The sequence below is a fragment of the Nocardioidaceae bacterium genome (genome assembly GCA_018672315.1).
Lineage (GTDB): Bacteria > Actinomycetota > Actinomycetes > Propionibacteriales > Nocardioidaceae > TYQ2.
Genome location: CP076053.1, coordinates 417,114 through 435,069 on the forward strand (window position 1 = coordinate 417,114; position 17,956 = coordinate 435,069).

The following is a 17,956-nucleotide window of genomic DNA, read 5'->3' on the forward strand; positions in this document are numbered from 1 at the left end:
GTTTCGCTTTCGCCGGTCCCCCATGAAGACACTTCAAGGGTCCACGGATGTCTGCCGAGTCAGGCCAGGCCAAGGCCAGGAGGTGGCAGTCGTTTGACGATGCCGAGGAGGAGTTCGGTGCTTTCTCGAAGTTCTTCGTCCGCGAGAGAGTTGTGAGTGTTCTCGGGGTGATGGATCTTGTGGCGAACAGCGACGGGGAGCGTGAGGGTCTCGTGGATTGGACTGCTGCCGGGGTGTGACCGCGTGTACGTCGTCCCTTTTGGCAGACCTTGCGCGTGCAACCAGTCGTCGAAAGCTCTGAGTCCGTTGATGCCGACCTGGTCTTGGATACGTCCGCACAGCAACGTGTGATTGGTGATATACATCTGTCGATCGATGTCCTTGAGGTCCTCAAGCGTCACCCATCCACTCTCGATAAGGTCTTGGGGCTGCCATCTCACCGGCAGTTGCAGGTTGTCTGGCCGGTCGCACAGCGTGCGGAGGGTGATGAGGAAGTCCAGGCCGTAGATAAAGTCCTCGAGCATGTACTTATCGCGCTGCGTCGTTGTGAGCCGATCGATGACGAAGTCTCTGAAATCCCAGGTGTATGGCTTCAGATCCTCGGAAGTTAGCGTTGCGAACCTAATGCCAGTCATCGTCTCGTGGAACTCGTCGTAGGTGATCTGCAGATCGTCGTCGGTGCGTTGCCAGCGGTGCACATAGGTCTCGAACTTGGCTCTGGTCTCCACATGCGAGCATCCGAGGTGACAGAGGCGGAAATGGACGTCGGCCAGCGACGCCTCGTACCCGGGCCGGAGCCGGACTCCGCTCACGTACTCGGTCGGTACGTTCGCTTCGCTTCCGGGTGGAAACAGCCAGTAGTGGCTTTTCCAGTACCTGTTCTTGCCGTAGTCAATGTCGATGTCGTTGAGACTCAGCGTGATCTCCGTCCCCATGGCTGCGATCTTCGCAGCCGGCGCTCCGATGAAGCCTTGCGGCGATGGACCCGCGGCATCGTGTTCTCCGCGGTGGGCACGGCCGGGCAGCGGTGTACGTCGCTGCGCCGTGTGATCGCGCACTCCTCGATCGCCGACGAACTGGTCGAGAAGCTGGCGGCGGCGTACCGGACGCTGCCGATCGGGTCGCCGCTGGAGGACGGGACGCTGGTCGGTCCGCTGGTCGACGACGCAGCCGGCGAGGCGTACGAGAAGGCGATCGCGCGAGCGCAGGCTGACGGTGGCGAGCTGATCGTCGGCGGCTCGCGTGCTGCCGCGAAGGACGGCGCGGTCGAGGGCGGCTGCTACGTGAAGCCGGCGATCGTGCGGATGCCGGGACAGACCGACGTGGTGCGCGAGGAGACGTTCGCGCCGCTGCTGTACGTCATGACCTACGAGACGCTCGACGAGGCGATCGCGCTGCACAACGACGTGCCGCAGGGACTGTCGAGCTCGATCTTCACCCTCGATGTACGCGAGGCGGAGCGGTTCGTCTCCGCGACCGGATCGGACTGCGGCATCGCGAACGTCAACATCGGCCCCTCGGGCGCCGAGATCGGTGGCGCGTTCGGTGGTGAGAAGGAGACCGGCGGCGGCCGAGAGTCGGGGTCGGACGCGTGGAAGAACTACATGCGGCGGGCGACGAACACGGTGAACTACTCGACGGAGCTGCCGTTGACGCAGGGGGTGTCGTTTGGCTGAGGTCCGCGACCGGCACAACGAGGATTTTTTCTGTCGATCGTCCCTGGACGGGCTGATTGCGGCTTTGCGCAAATCAGCCGCGTGCGCGCGCTGGCAGTTCCATCCACTGCGACATCTGATCAGCGCGATCTAGCGCCAATCGGCCGCGCACAAGTCAGCCAACTCTGGCTCAGGGCCCCATGTCAGATTCCCCCACGGACCACTCCCTTCGACAATCGAGGCCGAACCCAGGCGGCCCGACAGTTCTGTATTGCGACGGGGCCCCGCAATCACGCGAGAGCGGTGGACAGCTTGGCTGCGAACTCGGCGAAACCGTCGAGCTGAGGTTGCTCTCGAGCCACTGCCTCTAGGAGAGCTTGGCCCGAGCGCATGTGCGACGCCTGGCTGGCGAACTGATTGGTGATCGCCTTCGCGCGGACCACGCTCCAGAGTTCGGCTTCGTCCAAGCCCTCCCAGGTCGCCTCTGCACGCCTAACGGCCCGCTCGGCATCCGATCTTGTCAGCGTTTGCATCGTGTCCACTGCGCTCATGAGGCGATCAATCGGTTCGCTCCCCTTCGGGCTTGGCCACTCCCATGCCATTTGCTGTCGAAGCCAGCGCTGCGCCATCTCAGCAACCACGTTGTCCCTTTGACCCGCCACTAGCTGGTTCAAGAGACCACGCAGCTGTCGAACGTGCGCGAACTCCGCCTTGATGAGGCCTTTGTCGATCATCACTTGCAAGGCAACGTCATCAGAGAGGTAGACGCCCTCGACATCTCCGGTGGGCCACACCGTGATGCGGTCGGCGATAGACCCTGCCGGCGGGGGGGCGTCGATGTCTCTGTCTACCGCGCCGATGATGGGGAGTTCATACGGGGCGAGTTGTTCAACTTCCCTCAGAACGCGCGATCGCCCGCCGGCGCTGTTGACCGATGCACGGCCGAGTTCCGAGAACTGAAGTTTTAGGAGCGGCGAGTCGTTCTTCCCCTCGACGACGACGAGAAGATCAGCCTGAGTGAGTGCGCTGACTCGAAAACCGGCCGATCGATAGAGCTCAAGCCGCTCGGCCTCATCTGCGATGAGCCGCGGTGCCGATTCGTGGCTCATGCGAACGATGGAGGATGGAGGAAGTGCGTCCAGAATTGCCGGGCTGTGCGTTGCAACGATCAACTGACCAGCACTGCCGACGCCCTTCTCCAACGCCCGGACGAGTCGATGACTCAGCCCTGATCCACCGATGTCGAGTGGTGGCGTGAGCGTGGCGTAGAACGAGAATGCCCTCCTGAGCAGGGAGGATCTGGATTGCGACGTCCGATCCGAACCACTCAAGAGGGGCACCTCGTAAGTGAAACCTTCTCACACGATCCGGCCTGTGTTCGATGACCCGAACCTGGTGTCGGCAGCCGGTCTGGTCCCGGCGCTGCGGCTGGCCGAGTCGGCCGGGCTCTACGACCTTCTCGACGACCTGACGGTGGCCTCGCCGAACGCTGCTGCGAAGACCGCGTCGGTGGTCGGCGGGATGCTCGCCGGTGCGGATTCCATCGATGACCTCGACCTGTTGCGCCACGGTGGGATGGGCCGACTGTTCGCCGGGGTCCGGGCACCGTCGACGCTGGGCACGTTCCTGCGCTCGTTCACCCACGGGCACGTGCAGCAGCTCGACAAGATCAACGCCGGGCTGCTGGCCGGACTCGCGACCCGGGTGCCCGGCCTGCTCGCCGGTTCGGACGCGGACGGGATTGCGTTCGTTGATGTCGACGACACCGTCCGCGAGGTCCACGGCTACGCCAAGCAGGGAGCGGCGTTCGGGTACACCGGCCAGCGCGGTCTCAACGTCCAGCTGGCGGCGATCTCGACTCCGACCGCAGCACCAGTCATCGCCCGCGCCCGGCTCCGCAAGGGCAACACCGCTTCCGCGAGGGGCGCCGGCAGGTTGTTGGCCCAGGTGATCACGACCGCCCGCGCCGCTGGCGTGACCGGTCGGATCCTGGCGCGTGCGGACTCCGCCTACTACGGGCACGCGTTCGTCGGCACCGCCCTGCGGCACAAGACGTGGTTCTCGGTGACCGCGCGGATGACGCCGAGCGTGACCGCGGCGATCACCAGCATCGACGCAGGTGCCTGGAAGCCGATCGAGTACCCCAACGCGGTCTACGACGAGGACGAGCAACGCTGGGTCAGCGACGCCGAGGTCGCCGAAGTTCCCTTCGTGGCGTTCACCGGCCGCCGCAAGCGCGAGCACGTCCGGTGTCGTCTGGTCGTGCGCCGGGTCAAGCGACTCCAGCCCCTGGCATCGGACGGGACCGAGCAGGGCGAGCTGTTCGCGACCTACCGCCACCACGCCTTCATCACCAACAGCACACTTTCGACCGTCGAGGCTGATCAACGTCATCGTGACCACGCGCTGGTCGAGCAGGTCATCGCCGAGCTCAAGGATGGTCCGCTCGCGCACCTGCCGTCGGGGAAGTACGCGGCCAACGCCGCCTGGGTCTCCCATGCCGTGATCGCGTTCAACATCGCCCGCGCTACCGCGGTCGCTGCCTCGATGCGCACCGCCCGCTGGGCAACCCTGCGCACCCGGATCATCAACATCCCCGGCCGGATCGCGACCACCGGCCGGCGCCTCGTCCTGCACCTTCCCACCCACTGGCCGTGGGCATCGCGCTGGAAACTGTTGTGGTCGACCGCGTCCGGGCCACCAGCCCTTGTCACGACCTGACCACCCAGCCAGAGACGGCGCGACCGAGGACCTCGAAGTGGAAAAGCCGGCACCGACCGGCAGATCAGCCACGCCCCGAGACCAAGCGACGCGAAGGCTCCACCGGAATCACCGACCACAAATCAACGGTGGTGGATCCGGGCTCAGTTGAGGGTGGAGGTAGGCGTCAGGTTCGTCGATAAGAACCAGCGAGTGACCTGCTCCCGCACGAAGTACTCGACTGATGATGATGAGCGCCTGCCGCTCCCCGCTGGACAGTTCTTGGACGTCGTGCACACTGCCCGCGGGAATACGTATGCGCAGTTGCTCCGGATTCTGTCGAGTAAGCGGCAACAGTTCCTTCGGCGCGATCATCTCGTTCACGGTCTGCAGGAAGCCCTCCCAGTCCGCGCGCGCCCTCATCGCCTCGCCGTCCTCGCCCGGCTCGTTTGGAAGCGAGGCAGCAACACATAGAGCCCGAGCAAAGCTTTCAAATTCCTGATCATCCAACCTGCCATAGTCATGCAAAGCGTTGAGTGGCTCGGCGGTCTTCTGGAACGCCATCAACTCACTGAGCTGCGCTAAGTCGATTGCGCTAGAACCAGCCGGCAGCAGACGCCGCTCGGCCGGCAGATAGACAACGTTCAGACTCGGCTGGGTCTGAATAAAGTCACCCAGTGAAAAAGCGTGATCGAGCACCGCGAGTCTCGGGGTGCTCGCTCTACGCATTCCTGCTGTCGGGTGCTGTGTGAAGGAGATCGTCGCAGCCTCCGGCACCTCCACTGCACCCCAGCCTCGCGCCTCGCTAAGATCGCGTAAGGCAAGTTGTTCACGCTCGTTGAACTGCAACGCGATGTCCACACGAGCCTCGACTCCAGCCCGAGCCGTGGGGATGAACCCGGACCACGGGCCCAGCATGCACGCGAGGAGTTTGCTTTTCCCGGTGCCATTGCCGCCGGCCAGCGCGACAAAAGACTCCAACGGAATCTCCGTCACGCCATCCACCAAGCCGCCTACATTCGTGGTGGTTACAGACTGAAGGCGCATCCCCCACCCTTATCACGACCTTGCGGCACCAGTGCCCTGCCGGTCTCGCTCTTGAGCGGGTGGTACGCGCGCATACCTCTCCGGCGGCGGAGTGCCGAAGGAATGCGGCGGCACCGTTCGTTGACCCCGACCAAGATGCGGGCTCGAATCCTGTTCGGGCCCTTGTGGTGGGCGTACGGCCTCGGCCGTTCTAATCGGCTCCACCGCTGTTAGGGATCTTCGGGTCAGTCAGTCGGGCGGCTGGTTGCGTTGCAGCCTGGGAGAACGGCAGGTGGCCCGACTCCGGGCTGGTGTCGGTTGCCGGGGGTACGGTGCTGGCCAGAACGAGACCTAGGCGGATCTCGACGAGCGAGACTTGCCGGAACGGGGAAAGTCGTGCGGCTAATCAAGGCGCGTGTCCAGAACTACCGCAGCGTGGAGGACTCCGGAGAGATTTTCTTCGAGGATGATGTCACCTGCCTCGTCGGCAAGAACGAGTCGGGCAAGACGGCGGTGCTTCAGGCCCTCCACCTCCTCAATCCACTGAATCCGGTCCAGGGCAAGAGAACCTATGACGAGGTAATGGATTATCCGAGCCGCCACTACTCCGCCTACAAGCGGAGTAAGGACAAGAGCGGACCGGCTCCGGTCCTGACGGCGACCTTTCGTCTCGACGACGACGAGGTCGCGACCCTCAAGCGCGACTTCGGAAACGACGTCCTCGACAACGACGAGATCATCGTGAAGAAGGGGTACGGCAGCACGACGAACTACATCTCGGGATACAACGAAGCCGCGGCTGTCGCGCATCGGATCAAGGGCCTGGAACTGCCCTCCGCGGCCGCGAAGACCGTCGGCGCGTCGAAGGACTTCAAGTCACTCCTGACTGCTCTGAAGGAGGTACCGGAGCCGCACTCCACGGTCACTGAGTTGATCGACGAGACCAAGGACTGGCGTGAGCTGCGGTTCGGCCTACACCTGGTCGACACATACCTCTCACCTTGGCTGCCCCGGTTTTTCTACTTCGACGACTACAACGTCATGAAGGGCAAGGTTTCCCTTCCGCACCTGAAGGCTCGCATGGCCGCCGACGCCCTCGACCCGTCCGAGGAGACCTTCCTGGCACTGCTCTCAACGGTGCAGGCCGAACTAGACGACCTGGAAAACACCGACTACGAGGCCTTGATCCGCGAACTCGAAGGCGCCGCCAACGGGATCACCGACGACGTGATGCGGTATTGGTCCCAGAACCAGGGTCTTGAGGTCGTCATCGATGTTGCAGGCTCGGACCCGAAGGACGAGCCGCCTCTTAACGCCGGACCAGTGGTTCACGTCCGCATTCGCAACCCACGACACCGAGTCACCGTCCCGTTCGACGAGCGCTCGCGCGGCTTTGTTTGGTTTTTCTCCTTCTTCGCGTACTTTTCCGACATTGAAGTTGATGAAAACCGAGCCACGATCATCCTGCTCGACGAGCCAGGCCTGAATTTGCACGCCACGGCCCAGGGAGACTTTCTTCGCTTCATCGAAGAGCGGCTCGCCGATGAGCAGGGGCATCAGGTCATCTACACCACCCACTCCCCGTTTCTTATCGACCCGCGACGCATCGGCCGGGTGCGGACGGTAACCGATGTCGACAACGAGGGCACCAAGGTCACCTCGGAGGTCTTCCAGACCGACCGCGAGACCGTGTTCCCGCTTCAGGGTGCCCTTGGCTACGACCTCGCTCAGACGCTATTCGTTGGCCCCGACTGCCTACTGGTGGAGGGACCGAGCGACATGCTCTACCTTCAGTTGCTGTCCCAGGCCTGCGAGGCGGCCGGGAAGACGACGCTGGACGATCGCTGGACGATCACGCCGGTTGGTGGCGCTGACAAGGTATCCACCTTCGTAAGCCTGCTCGGCAGCAGCCAGTTGAACACCGTTGTCGTCATGGACGCGAACAGCAAGGATAGGGCCCGCGTCGCGGGCCTGCAGGCAAACGGCTATCTGGGGAAGAAGTCGCTCATTCTCATCAGCGAGATCACCGGGCAGCCAGACGCCGACGTCGAGGATCTGTTCACGCCGTCGTTCTACCTCGAACTAATCAACGGCGCCTACAAGACAAAGATCAAAGTAGGTGACCTGACGGCTAAGCACGGTCGCATCGTTGGCCGTGTCGAGAAGCACTTCAAAGAGACCGGCATCGCCGAAGGTCGTCTCAACCACTACAAGCCATCGGCGTACTTCCTGCGTGAGCAGGTGAAGATGCTGCCAAGGTTGAACGACTCGACGCTGCAATCGGCCAGCGAATTGTTCGACCGGGTCAACGCACAGCTCGGCTGAGGATGGAAGAGAGCATCGCGCGGGTCGTCTCACCCCTTCCTGAGCACACTAGATTGGGCGACAAAGGTCGTACGGCGGACCGCCGCTTTTGTCCTCACTTCCTGCGCGTTCCGTGAGGACATGGCGACCTGGCTCGACTACAAGACCGCATAGGTCAAGAGCAGGATGCAGCCAATCATTCTTGAGCTGATGACACCGCCGCGCGACGACCTACTGATGGGCTTCGGAGACAAAGCGGGAAAAAGGGGATCACCGCGTGCGTCTCAGCAAAAGATTCAAGTCGATGAAGGCGCTTGCTGGAGCCTTCTTCGTCCTGCCAGGGCGCATCTCGCTGTTGTCCAGCAACCAGATTGTGATGACCGCCGGCTATGTCCCGCAGCCGTATCAGGACGACCTAAAACCAGCTCCCGTTGCTAGTCTTGATCGAACCCTCGCGTTGGACTGTCGACGCCGCGTCCCGACTCTCTACCCCGGCGCCGTTGCGCGGCGCGAGGTTGCGAGGGCCGATCGGTAGGTAGCCGAAACTCCCAGGCGGCCTGCCGACGTAGGCACGGATGGTCTTCCATGCCCTTGCTTTCGCCGCCGACGGCATACAAGAAACGGGCGTCGTTGACGTCAACTGCGGATCGAGGTGCCCCGTCCGCCGGGGGCAGAGCCACCCGGTAGACAGATTCGCCGAATGCCGATAGCACACCAGCATGAAGTCATGGAACACTCGTGATCACTAACGACCAGCGACCAGCAGACGCTGCTGAAGGCAATAGAGTTTTGTCGCTAGGAATCGAGCGGAGAGGCCCAGGCGTTGGGTTGCAGGTCGCTTAAGCTCGAGCGCGTTGGCTGCCTAGCCACCGGACCGGTTCTTGGCGATGAGTCCAGTCACTCGTGGCGGACGCCGATCGAGGTCAGCAGCCTGGCAATCGTCGGATTTGCGGCGGCTCGACCTGGCAGGTCAGCGTCCGCGACTAGGGCGTCCAGGGTCGCATCCGACACGTTGCGTAGGTGCCTTCGGTCCCGCCATGGCGTCTCTGGATCCGCCAATCCCAGTGCGACCTCTGTGTCCGGCTGGGCCACGATCACCTCAACGCTGTCTAGCGACACTTCGTATTCAGCGACTAGCTCATCGAGGTCGGCACGCAATCGGTCTGCCTGCGGCCCTTCGACGTCTCCGTCCACAACGACGGTAAGAGTCGCGACAGACTCGGCGACTTCGAGCATGAGCCGCGTGACCGGAATCATGTTCATGGGGCCCGAGGCAGGAACGAACGTTACGGGCCTCGAAGCCATGTAGACCCGACGCACCGACTCGAAGAACCGGACGTCCGAGCGGCCCTCGACCACGACTAAATGCTGTCCTGCAGCCGCCGTCTGTGCAATGACCGGTGCAGTCAGTGGCAGGAACGGTGTCCCCTCGTCGCCGGCTGCGCGCAGCTTTCGCTCAAGTGCTTCTACTAGCGTCACCTTCTGGTCGATGATCGCCCGCAAGTCATCACCGTCGGCAAGGATCAGGTTCAGCTCCTTGCCTGCGACAAGAGCGTCAACTGAAGCGCTACTGAACCCGCCAATGCTAATGAAGAGGCCGAGTGTGCCGACGAGCTTTCCGTCTACCTTGCCCTTAAACTGATAGATGCTCGACGCCGGGTGGGGGTCGCCGGTCCACTTCGCCTCGACAAGGATCGTGCGGCCGTGGAACCAGATCGAACCGTCGATCTCCTCACCCTTCGGCCGGTAGCTCAACCGCGGTTCCAAGCCCTCTTCGGCGAACATGGCCGCAAGGATGCGCTCAAAATTACGCCCACGTGCCGCTTTCTCCTTGCCTGACGCGGTCGAGGGCAAGGCATCAGCGTCACGGAAGGCTTGACGCCAATCAAAATCATCCACTGTCATGAGTTACTTCTATCGCACCGCATTGAGCCTTGGCGGTTCTGCAGCGCACGCTGTGACACGTTGTGCCCGAGCGCCGAGGTCACCGACGGCCAGTTTGGGTAACGCGCAGGTCGCCGACACTCGCCCGACCTAAGGCGCGTCATTCCGCTTGGACTGACGCTCATCCAGATATCCGCAGCAACGACCGCGACCGCCGCAAGCTCGCCTACCGGCTATCGGTCCCATTGAGGGTCGATCACCGCACGAACACCGCCACCGTCCTCGACGGCACCGTGAACACGTTCCCCTCAGCCCGGATCCACCACCGTTGATTTGTGGTCGGTGATTCCGGTGGAGCCTTCGCGTCGCTTGGTCTCGGGGCGTGGCTGATCTGCCGGTCGGTGCCGGCTTTTCCACTTCGAGGTCCTCGGTCGCGCCGTCTCTGGCTGGGTGGTCAGGTCGTGACAAGGGCTGGTGGCCCGGACGCGGTCGACCACAACAGTTTCCAGCGCGATGCCCACGGCCAGTGGGTGGGAAGGTGCAGGACGAGGCGCCGGCCGGTGGTCGCGATCCGGCCGGGGATGTTGATGATCCGGGTGCGCAGGGTTGCCCAGCGGGCGGTGCGCATCGAGGCAGCGACCGCGGTAGCGCGGGCGATGTTGAACGCGATCACGGCATGGGAGACCCAGGCGGCGTTGGCCGCGTACTTCCCCGACGGCAGGTGCGCGAGCGGACCATCCTTGAGCTCGGCGATGACCTGCTCGACCAGCGCGTGGTCACGATGACGTTGATCAGCCTCGACGGTCGAAAGTGTGCTGTTGGTGATGAAGGCGTGGTGGCGGTAGGTCGCGAACAGCTCGCCCTGCTCGGTCCCGTCCGATGCCAGGGGCTGGAGTCGCTTGACCCGGCGCACGACCAGACGACACCGGACGTGCTCGCGCTTGCGGCGGCCGGTGAACGCCACGAAGGGAACTTCGGCGACCTCGGCGTCGCTGACCCAGCGTTGCTCGTCCTCGTCGTAGACCGCGTTGGGGTACTCGATCGGCTTCCAGGCACCTGCGTCGATGCTGGTGATCGCCGCGGTCACGCTCGGCGTCATCCGCGCGGTCACCGAGAACCACGTCTTGTGCCGCAGGGCGGTGCCGACGAACGCGTGCCCGTAGTAGGCGGAGTCCGCACGCGCCAGGATCCGACCGGTCACGCCAGCGGCGCGGGCGGTCGTGATCACCTGGGCCAACAACCTGCCGGCGCCCCTCGCGGAAGCGGTGTTGCCCTTGCGGAGCCGGGCGCGGGCGATGACTGGTGCTGCGGTCGGAGTCGAGATCGCCGCCAGCTGGACGTTGAGACCGCGCTGGCCGGTGTACCCGAACGCCGCTCCCTGCTTGGCGTAGCCGTGGACCTCGCGGACGGTGTCGTCGACATCAACGAACGCAATCCCGTCCGCGTCCGAACCGGCGAGCAGGCCGGGCACCCGGGTCGCGAGTCCGGCCAGCAGCCCGGCGTTGATCTTGTCGAGCTGCTGCACGTGCCCGTGGGTGAACGAGCGCAGGAACGTGCCCAGCGTCGACGGTGCCCGGACCCCGGCGAACAGTCGGCCCATCCCACCGTGGCGCAACAGGTCGAGGTCATCGATGGAATCCGCACCGGCGAGCATCCCGCCGACCACCGACGCGGTCTTCGCAGCAGCGTTCGGCGAGGCCACCGTCAGGTCGTCGAGAAGGTCGTAGAGCCCGGCCGACTCGGCCAGCCGCAGCGCCGGGACCAGACCGGCTGCCGACACCAGGTTCGGGTCATCGAACACAGGCCGGATCGTGTGAGAAGGTTTCACTTACGAGGTGCCCCTCTTGAGTGGTTCGGATCGGACGTCGCAATCCAGATCCTCCCTGCTCAGGAGGGCATTCTCGTTCTACGCCACGCTCACGCCACCACTCGACATCGGTGGATCAGGGCTCAGCCGACGAGCCCCTCACCACCGGGTCCGAACCGTCCGCCTGCACCGGGTGCAGCCGGAAGCCGTTCCTTGCACCAGCCACCGTCTGCGAGACCTCGTCCGGGGTCGCGTTGAAGACCACCACAATCTCCTCCAGATCCGGGTCCAGGTCCGTCGCCCCGTCGTCGGAGACCTGCATCGTGATCACACCCCGCGCCTGATCCGGCCCGCCATCCGGGAAGCTCACCCGCTGCTGGATCCCCTCCGCGTCACCGATGTGGAACAGCGGGGACGACGTACGCATCCGCAGCAGGTCCAGCGCCCGACCCTTCGCCGCCGCTATGTCCTCCGCACTCGGACGCAGCTCGTCAGCCCGCTCGAGCAGCGGCCGCATGTACTGCCACTTGTCCTCGTTGCGCCACGCCCCCGGCAGCCCGCTGCCGAACGTGTTCTCCTGCCAGCTCCAATCGACCCGGTTGAACCAGTCCCCCGAGTCGTAGCTGTCCCGATCGAGCGACTTCGACCGCAGCAAGTCCGTGCCCGCGTGCCAAAACGAGACGCCCTGCGACAGCGCCGTCGTCGCCTGCGCCACCGTGTTCATCCGACCCCGCTCCGCCGGCGACAGGTCCGGATTCAGCTTCAGCGTCAGGATGTCGGCCAGCGTCTCGTTGTCGTGCGCGTCGACGTAGTTCACCGTCTCCGACGGGTCACCGGCGTACCCGGTGGCATCGAAGTCACCACCCGAGATCTGCTGCCCCGTGCAGTCAGTGAAGACGTAGTCGCGCAGGTTTCCGGCGAGCCCGACCTTGATGCGGTCCTGCAGGTACAGCAGACGGTTCTCCTGATCAGCGGCACTGCCACCGACGCCCGACCCGTTCGGCTCCGTGAACAGCCCCGTCGCGAACCCCTGCCCGCGCGGGTCCTCGTCGAACGGCGACCCGCCGTGCACCGCATCGCGCATCCGGTCGTTGAACGACCCGATCCCGGTCCCCGCGAGATTGCCCTGGGTCGCCTGCACGAACCGAGCGTCGTCGGCGACCTCGCCGAAGTTCCAGCCCTCGCCGTACAGGTAAATCGAGCGACCGTCCACCCCGTCCTCAGCCACGGTGAGCTCGTCGAGCGCCGCGCGTACGGCCTGCATCGTCGCCAGGCTGTGGTGACCCATCAGGTCGAACCGGAAGCCCGTCACCTTGTAGTCCCGCGCCCACGTCACCACCGAGTCGACCATGAGCTTCTCCATCATGGTCCGCTCGGTCGCGGTGTTGAAGCAGCAGATCGACGTCTCGATCTCACCGGTGTCCGGCGTCAGGCGGTGGTAGTAGCCCGGCACGATCTTGTCGAGCACCGACTTCTCGCTCTGTCCGCCCTCGTAGGTGTGGTTGTAGACGTTGTCCGTCACCAGCCGCATCCCGAGCCCGTTGACCGCCTTGACCATCTCGCGGTACTCCAGCGTGCGCAGCGGCCCGTCCGGATCGGTCGCGTACGACCCCTCCGGCGTCGTGTAGTGGAAGGGGTCGTAGCCCCAGTTGAAGCCGTCGTCAGCCCTGGTCTCCGCGGTGCATTCCTGCTGCTCCGTCGACGCCGGCCCGGAAGACGCGACGTCGCAGTCCGTCGTCGCCTTGGTCGACCTCAAGCACCGAGCTCAGGTCGTACGTCGGCAGCAGGTGCAGGTGGTCCATGCCTACGTCGGCGAGGTTGCACGTGATCACGACAAGCCAGACCGGAAGTTGTAGGCGGCGCCCAAGAGGCGCGAGAGTGGCGGATCGAGATGGCATTCGAGTGATCTACTCGCAAGGGAGGCAGCATGTCGGGATTCCAGCAATCACCAACCGCGTGGAAGCCGACCGACCTCCGCGCGGCCTTCGCGCGCTCGCTCTCGACCCTCTACGGCGGCGAGGTGCCGGCGTACACGACGCTGGTAGAGGTTTGCGAGGAGATCAACGCTGAGGTGATCGAGCGGGAGGGCGACGCGGCGCAGCGGCTCGGGTCGCTCTCGCGGGTGACGGCCGAGCGGCACGGGGCGATCCGGCTCGGCACTCCTGAGGAACTGGGCCAGGTGGCACGCATCTTCGCGGCGTGCGGGATGCACCCGGTGGGTTTCTACGACCTACGGGCGGCAAACCCGCCGATCCCGGTCGTCTCGACTGCGTTCCGCCCGATCGATCGCGACGAGCTGGCGGCGAACCCGTTCCGGGTGTTCACATCGCTGCTGGTCACCGACGACCGGCGGTTCTTCGACGAGCCGACACAGGGTCGGCTGGAGGAGTTCCTCGGGGCGCGGACCCTGTTCTCCGGCGAGCTCCTGGGTCTCGCGGACCGGATGGTCGAGTGGGGCTCGCTGGCGGACGCGGACGGCTCGCGTTTCCTCGAGCTGGCGACGGCGGCCTTCGCGCTGAGCCCCGAACCGGTCGACGCCGAGTGGTACGCGCACCTCGAGTCCATCTCGTCTGTCGCCGCCGACATCGGCGGCGTCGCCTCGACGCACATCAACCACCTCACGCCGCGGGTGCTCGACATCGACGAGCTGTACCGCCGCATGGGCGAGCGCGGAATCGAGATGATCGACCGCATCCAAGGTCCTCCCTCTTCGCGCGAGTCGGGTCGGCCGGACGTGCTGCTGCGGCAGACGTCGTTCCGGGCACTGGCGGAGCCGCGTACGTTCCGCGACGCCGATGGCTCTCTACGCCAGGGCGAGCTGCGCGTGCGGTTCGGGGAGGTCGAGGCCCGCGGGGTCGCCCTCACCCCAGCCGGCAGGGCGGCGTACGACGAGGGCGGCATCAAGGCCCTGCCGATGACCGAGCGCGACCTGCACGAGCACGACCTGGCCTACTACGTGCCCGACCCCGACTCGCCGTCGGGGCTCGCGCCGGTCGTGTACGAGGACTTCCTCCCGAAGTCGGCCGCCGGCATCTTCGCCTCGAACCTCACCAGCGACGGCAAGGCCGACGCGTCCCAGCGGGCGGCGGCACGAGACGCGGGATGGCTGGCCGACGCGCTCGGCGTCGAGCTGCACGACCCGTACGCGCTCTACGACGCGGAGCGCGCCGCAGCCAGCTGACAGCGACGCCTCCTCTTCGGATCAGCGCGGTGGATCAGACACACATGCTGTGTCCGATCAACCGCGTTGAGGCACCGCATCAGGCGTGAGCCGTGAACGCGGACAAGCAACCGCCCGGGCGCATCACGGCCTCGTCCGCCGGGCACCATGCAGAGGACGCTGCAGATCCGGGCGACGAGTCGCCGTGCCGCGAGGCGCACCCCCACGGCAGGAGCCGCATGCCCACGCACGATCCGAAGACGGTCCTTGTCACCGGCGCCACCGGCTACGTCGGCTCCCGACTCGTGCCTGCGCTCCTCGAAGCGGGTCACCGCGTCGTCGCAGCGAGCCGGTCCGGCACCGAGGACTACCCGTGGGACGACGGCGTCGAGACCCGCGAATTCGACATCGCCGACGAGGACCTCATCGCGTCAGCCATCGAGGGCGTCGACGTCGTCGTCTATCTCGTGCACTCCATGGACGACGAGGACTTCGTACGCAAGGACCGTGAGGCCGCCGAGCGAGTCGCCCGCGCCTGCGAGGCCGCCGGCGTCACTCGGGTCGTCTACCTGTCCGGCCTCGTGCCCGACGGCGAGCTGTCGGACCACCTGCGCTCTCGCCTCGAGGTCGAAGAGGTCTTCCTTGACTCCCCCGTACCCGCCGTCGTGCTGCGCGCCGCGATGGTGATCGGATCCGGGTCCACCTCGTACGAGCTGCTGCGCCGCCTCAGCGAGCGCATCCCGCTCCTGACGCCCGTGCCGCGATGGATGGACAACAAGATCCAGCCCGTCGCCGTCGAGGACGTCGTACACCTCATCGAGTACGCCATCGCATCGACCGCCGCCGACGGGCACTTCGACGTCGGCGGCGACGAGGTCCTCAGCTACCGCGACCTGCTCGCCACCTTCGCCGTCGTCGCAGGCCTCCGACGACGCACCGTGCTCGTTCCCGGCCTCTCCGCCAAGCTCGTCGGCCGCGCCTGCGCCGCGATCAGCGGACTCGAGAAGATCGAGGTCACCGCGCTCGTCGCCAGCCTGCGCCACGACATGGTCTGCGGTGAGAACACCGTGCGCGGCGAGCTCATCGACGACGACTTCACCTTCACCGGCGTCGCCGAAGCGCTGTGCCGCTCGCTGACTACCGGCGGAGCCGAGGGCACGAGCAAGCGCGGCGACGTGCAGTCCAGCGCGTCGACCGACCCCAGCTAGGCGTCCGGGCCTCGCGGCTCGCTCTCGATCGACCTCCGCCCGCACGGGCGATACTCGGCGCATGGCAGAGGTCCCGGGGCAGTCGCCAGAGTCCGTACGCGCGGCGTACGACACCGTCGCCGACCTGTACGCAGCACGGCTGCCGGACCTACGGGCAGAGGCACCGCTCGATCTGGCGATGCTCGACGCCTTCATCGACACGGTCGGGCCCGCCGCGAACGTGCTCGACGCCGGCTGCGGCACAGGACGCCTCAGCCGTCACCTCGTCGGCCGAGGCCTCGACGCCAGCGGGATAGATCTGTCCCCCGGCATGGTCGCCGAGGCGAGCCGCAGCGTCCCGGGCGTCGCGTTCTCGGTTGCGAGCTTGAATCAACTGCCGTTCGGGTCGGGGACCTTCGATGGCGTCCTGCTCTGGTACTCGACCATCCACACCCCGCGGCCCGAGCAGCCGACGATCTATCGCGAGGTCGCTCGCGTGCTGCGACCCGGCGGGCACCTACTCGTCGGCTTCCAGTCCGGCACCGGCGAGCGCGAACTCTCCCCGCGGCCGATGCGGTGCGCGTCGCGGTGCATGAACAGGTCGACCGCGAGCATCGCGACGATGACGGCGAGGACAGCTGTCCACGCCGACATGGTTACGTCCATGAGGGCCTTCGTTTCCGCAGAAGTGGTGAGACGAAGGTCTCGCCACCGCTCGCAACGGCATCTCCGTTGCTGGTCAAACTGCACGCTTGTACTGTCACTGGTCAGGCCCGTCGATATTCATCTTGCGAAGGAAGCTGCATGGCGAACTTGAGAGTCTTCGTGTCTAGTACTGCTTACGACCTAGGAGTCTTACGCTCGGCACTGAGGGGCTTCATTCAGGGACTCGGTTACGACCCCGTTCTTAGTGATTATTCGGACGTCGTCTACGATCCTCGAGAACATGCCCACAAGAGTTGCATCGCAGAAGTGCAAACCTGCGACATGGTCGTTCTTGTAATTGGCTCGAGATTTGGAAGTGACATTCAAATTGATTCTCTGGAGAAAGTGACCGACCAAGATGTCATGCGCTTCCTCGAAGACTCGAGCGAGCAGAAAATCTCGATCACCCAGGCAGAGGCGCTCACCGCCGCGAACTGCGGAATCCCTATATTCGCCTTTGTTGAGGCGGGCGTGCACCACGACTACTCGGTGTTTCAACGGAACAAGAATCTTGAGTTCGCCAGTAAGATCGTCTATCCTTCGATCGCTCAGGCAGGCAATGCAGAGTATATATTCAATTTCATCGATTTTCTACAAGGAAGATCTTACAATAATGCGGTCATTGCTTTTGATCGCATGGAAGAGGTGATGGAACACCTACAAAAGCAGTGGGCAGGCCTCTTCCAGCGAATGCTTGCCGAGTCGAGAACGGGCCGAGACGAGGGTGTGCGCATTGACCGGTTGGCGGACCAGTTTGAGGATCTCAAGGCTGCACTCCTAGCCTCATTTGGCGACGCGGGAAGCCGGGCCGCCGCACGAGCAGTTGTTCGCTACCGGCGCCTACTCGATTTTCTGCGCCAGCTTCCCAGTCCGCATAAACCGATGAGAGAGGCGGTCGTTGACTCGCAGGCGCCCTTCTGGGAGATGCTCCGCGAGACAGCCGGAGTCGTCTCGGTTGGCTCTGGCGAGGACGAGGAGATCCGAAGATATGAAAGCATTCTCGAACTAGACAGTGGCGCTAAGCTGCTTGCGCGCTTCCCAAGTTTTGTGATCGATCGTCTCGCTAATGACTGGCAAACTTTTCAAGCGTTGCCAACGACAGACCGCGCAGCTGCTTTCGATGCTCTCGTCGATCTAGACGACGCAGGCCGTCCGGTAATCCGTCCCTTCGTCGAACGTGAGCTTCGCACTCGTCCGACGTCGACTGGGACAGATAGTCTGGAGCCCGCCGTGAGTCCCCCCTCGGCGCAAGTAGTTGACCCTCTGTTAGCTCAAGGAAAAACCAACGAAGAGCCCGGTAGTCCAGAGTAAGGACACGAATACGATCTCATTCTTCGCCAACTCCGCCGCCCGTAACCGCTGTCATGCAGCGACGCTTTGAGCTTTTGATCCGAGCGCGCGGAACACGATCCGACCGCAATTCCCCGCGAGTGTTCGGCGCGCCAGTGGGTCGAGACCCCGAGGTCAGGAGCGTCGCTCGCACCCACCTGGCCGGATCCAAGCGGCTATAACGCTTTAATGTCATTCC

Annotated in this window: 13 protein-coding genes; 7 read left to right on the forward strand and 6 right to left on the reverse strand. The window is 64.5% G+C overall.

Features of this window, described 5'->3' with window-relative positions; genetic code table 11:
- Window positions 1-59: 59 nt before the first annotated feature.
- Window positions 60-935 (reverse strand): hypothetical protein, encoded by an 876-nt coding sequence (locus tag KLP28_02025; GenBank protein ID QWC85579.1) that lies wholly within the window; start codon window positions 933-935, stop codon window positions 60-62.
- Between KLP28_02025 and KLP28_02030 the strand changes: the two genes are divergently transcribed.
- Window positions 861-1,676, forward strand: coding sequence for an aldehyde dehydrogenase family protein (locus tag KLP28_02030; protein ID QWC85580.1), 816 nt, complete (start codon window positions 861-863; stop codon window positions 1,674-1,676). The two genes, KLP28_02025 and KLP28_02030, sit on opposite strands and share 75 nt — an antisense overlap.
- 269 nt (window positions 1,677-1,945) lie before the next feature.
- Here KLP28_02030 and KLP28_02035 read toward each other — a convergent pair whose 3' ends face one another.
- Window positions 1,946-2,764, reverse strand: a complete 819-nt coding sequence (locus KLP28_02035) for a hypothetical protein (GenBank protein ID QWC85581.1) — start codon at window positions 2,762-2,764, stop codon at window positions 1,946-1,948.
- 238 nt (window positions 2,765-3,002) lie between these two features.
- On the opposite strand from KLP28_02035, the gene KLP28_02040 reads away from it, so the two are divergent.
- Window positions 3,003-4,376, forward strand: a complete 1,374-nt coding sequence (locus KLP28_02040) for an IS1380 family transposase (protein QWC85582.1) — start codon at window positions 3,003-3,005, stop codon at window positions 4,374-4,376.
- A 108-nt stretch (window positions 4,377-4,484) separates the two neighbouring features.
- Here KLP28_02040 and KLP28_02045 read toward each other — a convergent pair whose 3' ends face one another.
- The gene (locus tag KLP28_02045) at window positions 4,485-5,402 is read right to left on the reverse strand and encodes an ATP-binding protein (protein ID QWC85583.1); all 918 of its coding nucleotides are present in this window, start codon (window positions 5,400-5,402) and stop codon (window positions 4,485-4,487) included.
- Between the two features lie 375 nt (window positions 5,403-5,777).
- Between KLP28_02045 and KLP28_02050 the strand changes: the two genes are divergently transcribed.
- The gene (locus KLP28_02050) at window positions 5,778-7,706 is read left to right on the forward strand and encodes an AAA family ATPase (protein QWC85584.1); all 1,929 of its coding nucleotides are present in this window, start codon (window positions 5,778-5,780) and stop codon (window positions 7,704-7,706) included.
- A gap of 876 nt (window positions 7,707-8,582) precedes the next feature.
- Here the strand turns inward: KLP28_02050 and KLP28_02055 are convergent.
- The 3 genes from KLP28_02055 to pulA all read right to left on the reverse strand — a co-directional run bounded on the left by KLP28_02055 (window position 8,583) and on the right by pulA (window position 13,132).
- Window positions 8,583-9,470, reverse strand: a complete 888-nt coding sequence (locus tag KLP28_02055; protein ID QWC85585.1) for a restriction endonuclease — start codon at window positions 9,468-9,470, stop codon at window positions 8,583-8,585.
- A 553-nt stretch (window positions 9,471-10,023) separates the two neighbouring features.
- On the reverse strand, window positions 10,024-11,397 hold the full coding sequence (locus KLP28_02060) for an IS1380 family transposase (GenBank protein ID QWC85586.1): 1,374 nt from the start codon (window positions 11,395-11,397) through the stop codon (window positions 10,024-10,026).
- A 115-nt stretch (window positions 11,398-11,512) separates the two neighbouring features.
- Window positions 11,513-13,132: a pullulanase-type alpha-1,6-glucosidase gene (gene pulA / locus KLP28_02065; GenBank protein QWC85587.1), complete on the reverse strand. Its 1,620-nt coding sequence runs from the start codon at window positions 13,130-13,132 to the stop codon at window positions 11,513-11,515.
- A 171-nt stretch (window positions 13,133-13,303) separates the two neighbouring features.
- Between pulA and KLP28_02070 the strand changes: the two genes are divergently transcribed.
- The 4 genes from KLP28_02070 to KLP28_02085 all read left to right on the forward strand — a co-directional run bounded on the left by KLP28_02070 (window position 13,304) and on the right by KLP28_02085 (window position 17,739).
- Entirely contained in the window at window positions 13,304-14,557 is a 1,254-nt protein-coding gene (locus KLP28_02070) for a VOC family protein (protein QWC85588.1), read from the forward strand.
- A gap of 218 nt (window positions 14,558-14,775) precedes the next feature.
- Window positions 14,776-15,744 carry an NAD(P)H-binding protein gene (locus KLP28_02075; protein QWC85589.1) on the forward strand — a complete coding sequence of 323 codons (969 nt, stop codon included), beginning with the start codon at window positions 14,776-14,778 and terminating at the stop codon, window positions 15,742-15,744.
- A gap of 61 nt (window positions 15,745-15,805) precedes the next feature.
- Window positions 15,806-16,540 carry a methyltransferase domain-containing protein gene (locus tag KLP28_02080; GenBank protein ID QWC85590.1) on the forward strand — a complete coding sequence of 245 codons (735 nt, stop codon included), beginning with the start codon at window positions 15,806-15,808 and terminating at the stop codon, window positions 16,538-16,540.
- Entirely contained in the window at window positions 16,528-17,739 is a 1,212-nt protein-coding gene (locus KLP28_02085) for a DUF4062 domain-containing protein (GenBank protein QWC85591.1), read from the forward strand. The genes KLP28_02080 and KLP28_02085 overlap by 13 nt, the downstream gene beginning before the upstream one ends.
- The last annotated feature ends 217 nt before the right edge of the window (window positions 17,740-17,956 follow it).

Coding starts and splice junctions, on each gene's coding strand:
- KLP28_02025 (QWC85579.1), bottom strand. CDS start 935: ATGGGGACGGAGATCACGCTGAGTCTCAACGACATCGACATTGACTAC.
- KLP28_02035 (QWC85581.1), bottom strand. CDS start 2,764: ATGAGCCACGAATCGGCACCGCGGCTCATCGCAGATGAGGCCGAGCGG.
- KLP28_02045 (QWC85583.1), bottom strand. CDS start 5,402: ATGCGCCTTCAGTCTGTAACCACCACGAATGTAGGCGGCTTGGTGGAT.
- KLP28_02055 (QWC85585.1), bottom strand. CDS start 9,470: ATGTTCGCCGAAGAGGGCTTGGAACCGCGGTTGAGCTACCGGCCGAAG.
- KLP28_02070 (QWC85588.1), top strand. CDS start 13,304: ATGTCGGGATTCCAGCAATCACCAACCGCGTGGAAGCCGACCGACCTC.
- KLP28_02075 (QWC85589.1), top strand. CDS start 14,776: ATGCCCACGCACGATCCGAAGACGGTCCTTGTCACCGGCGCCACCGGC.
- KLP28_02080 (QWC85590.1), top strand. CDS start 15,806: ATGGCAGAGGTCCCGGGGCAGTCGCCAGAGTCCGTACGCGCGGCGTAC.
- KLP28_02085 (QWC85591.1), top strand. CDS start 16,528: ATGGCGAACTTGAGAGTCTTCGTGTCTAGTACTGCTTACGACCTAGGA.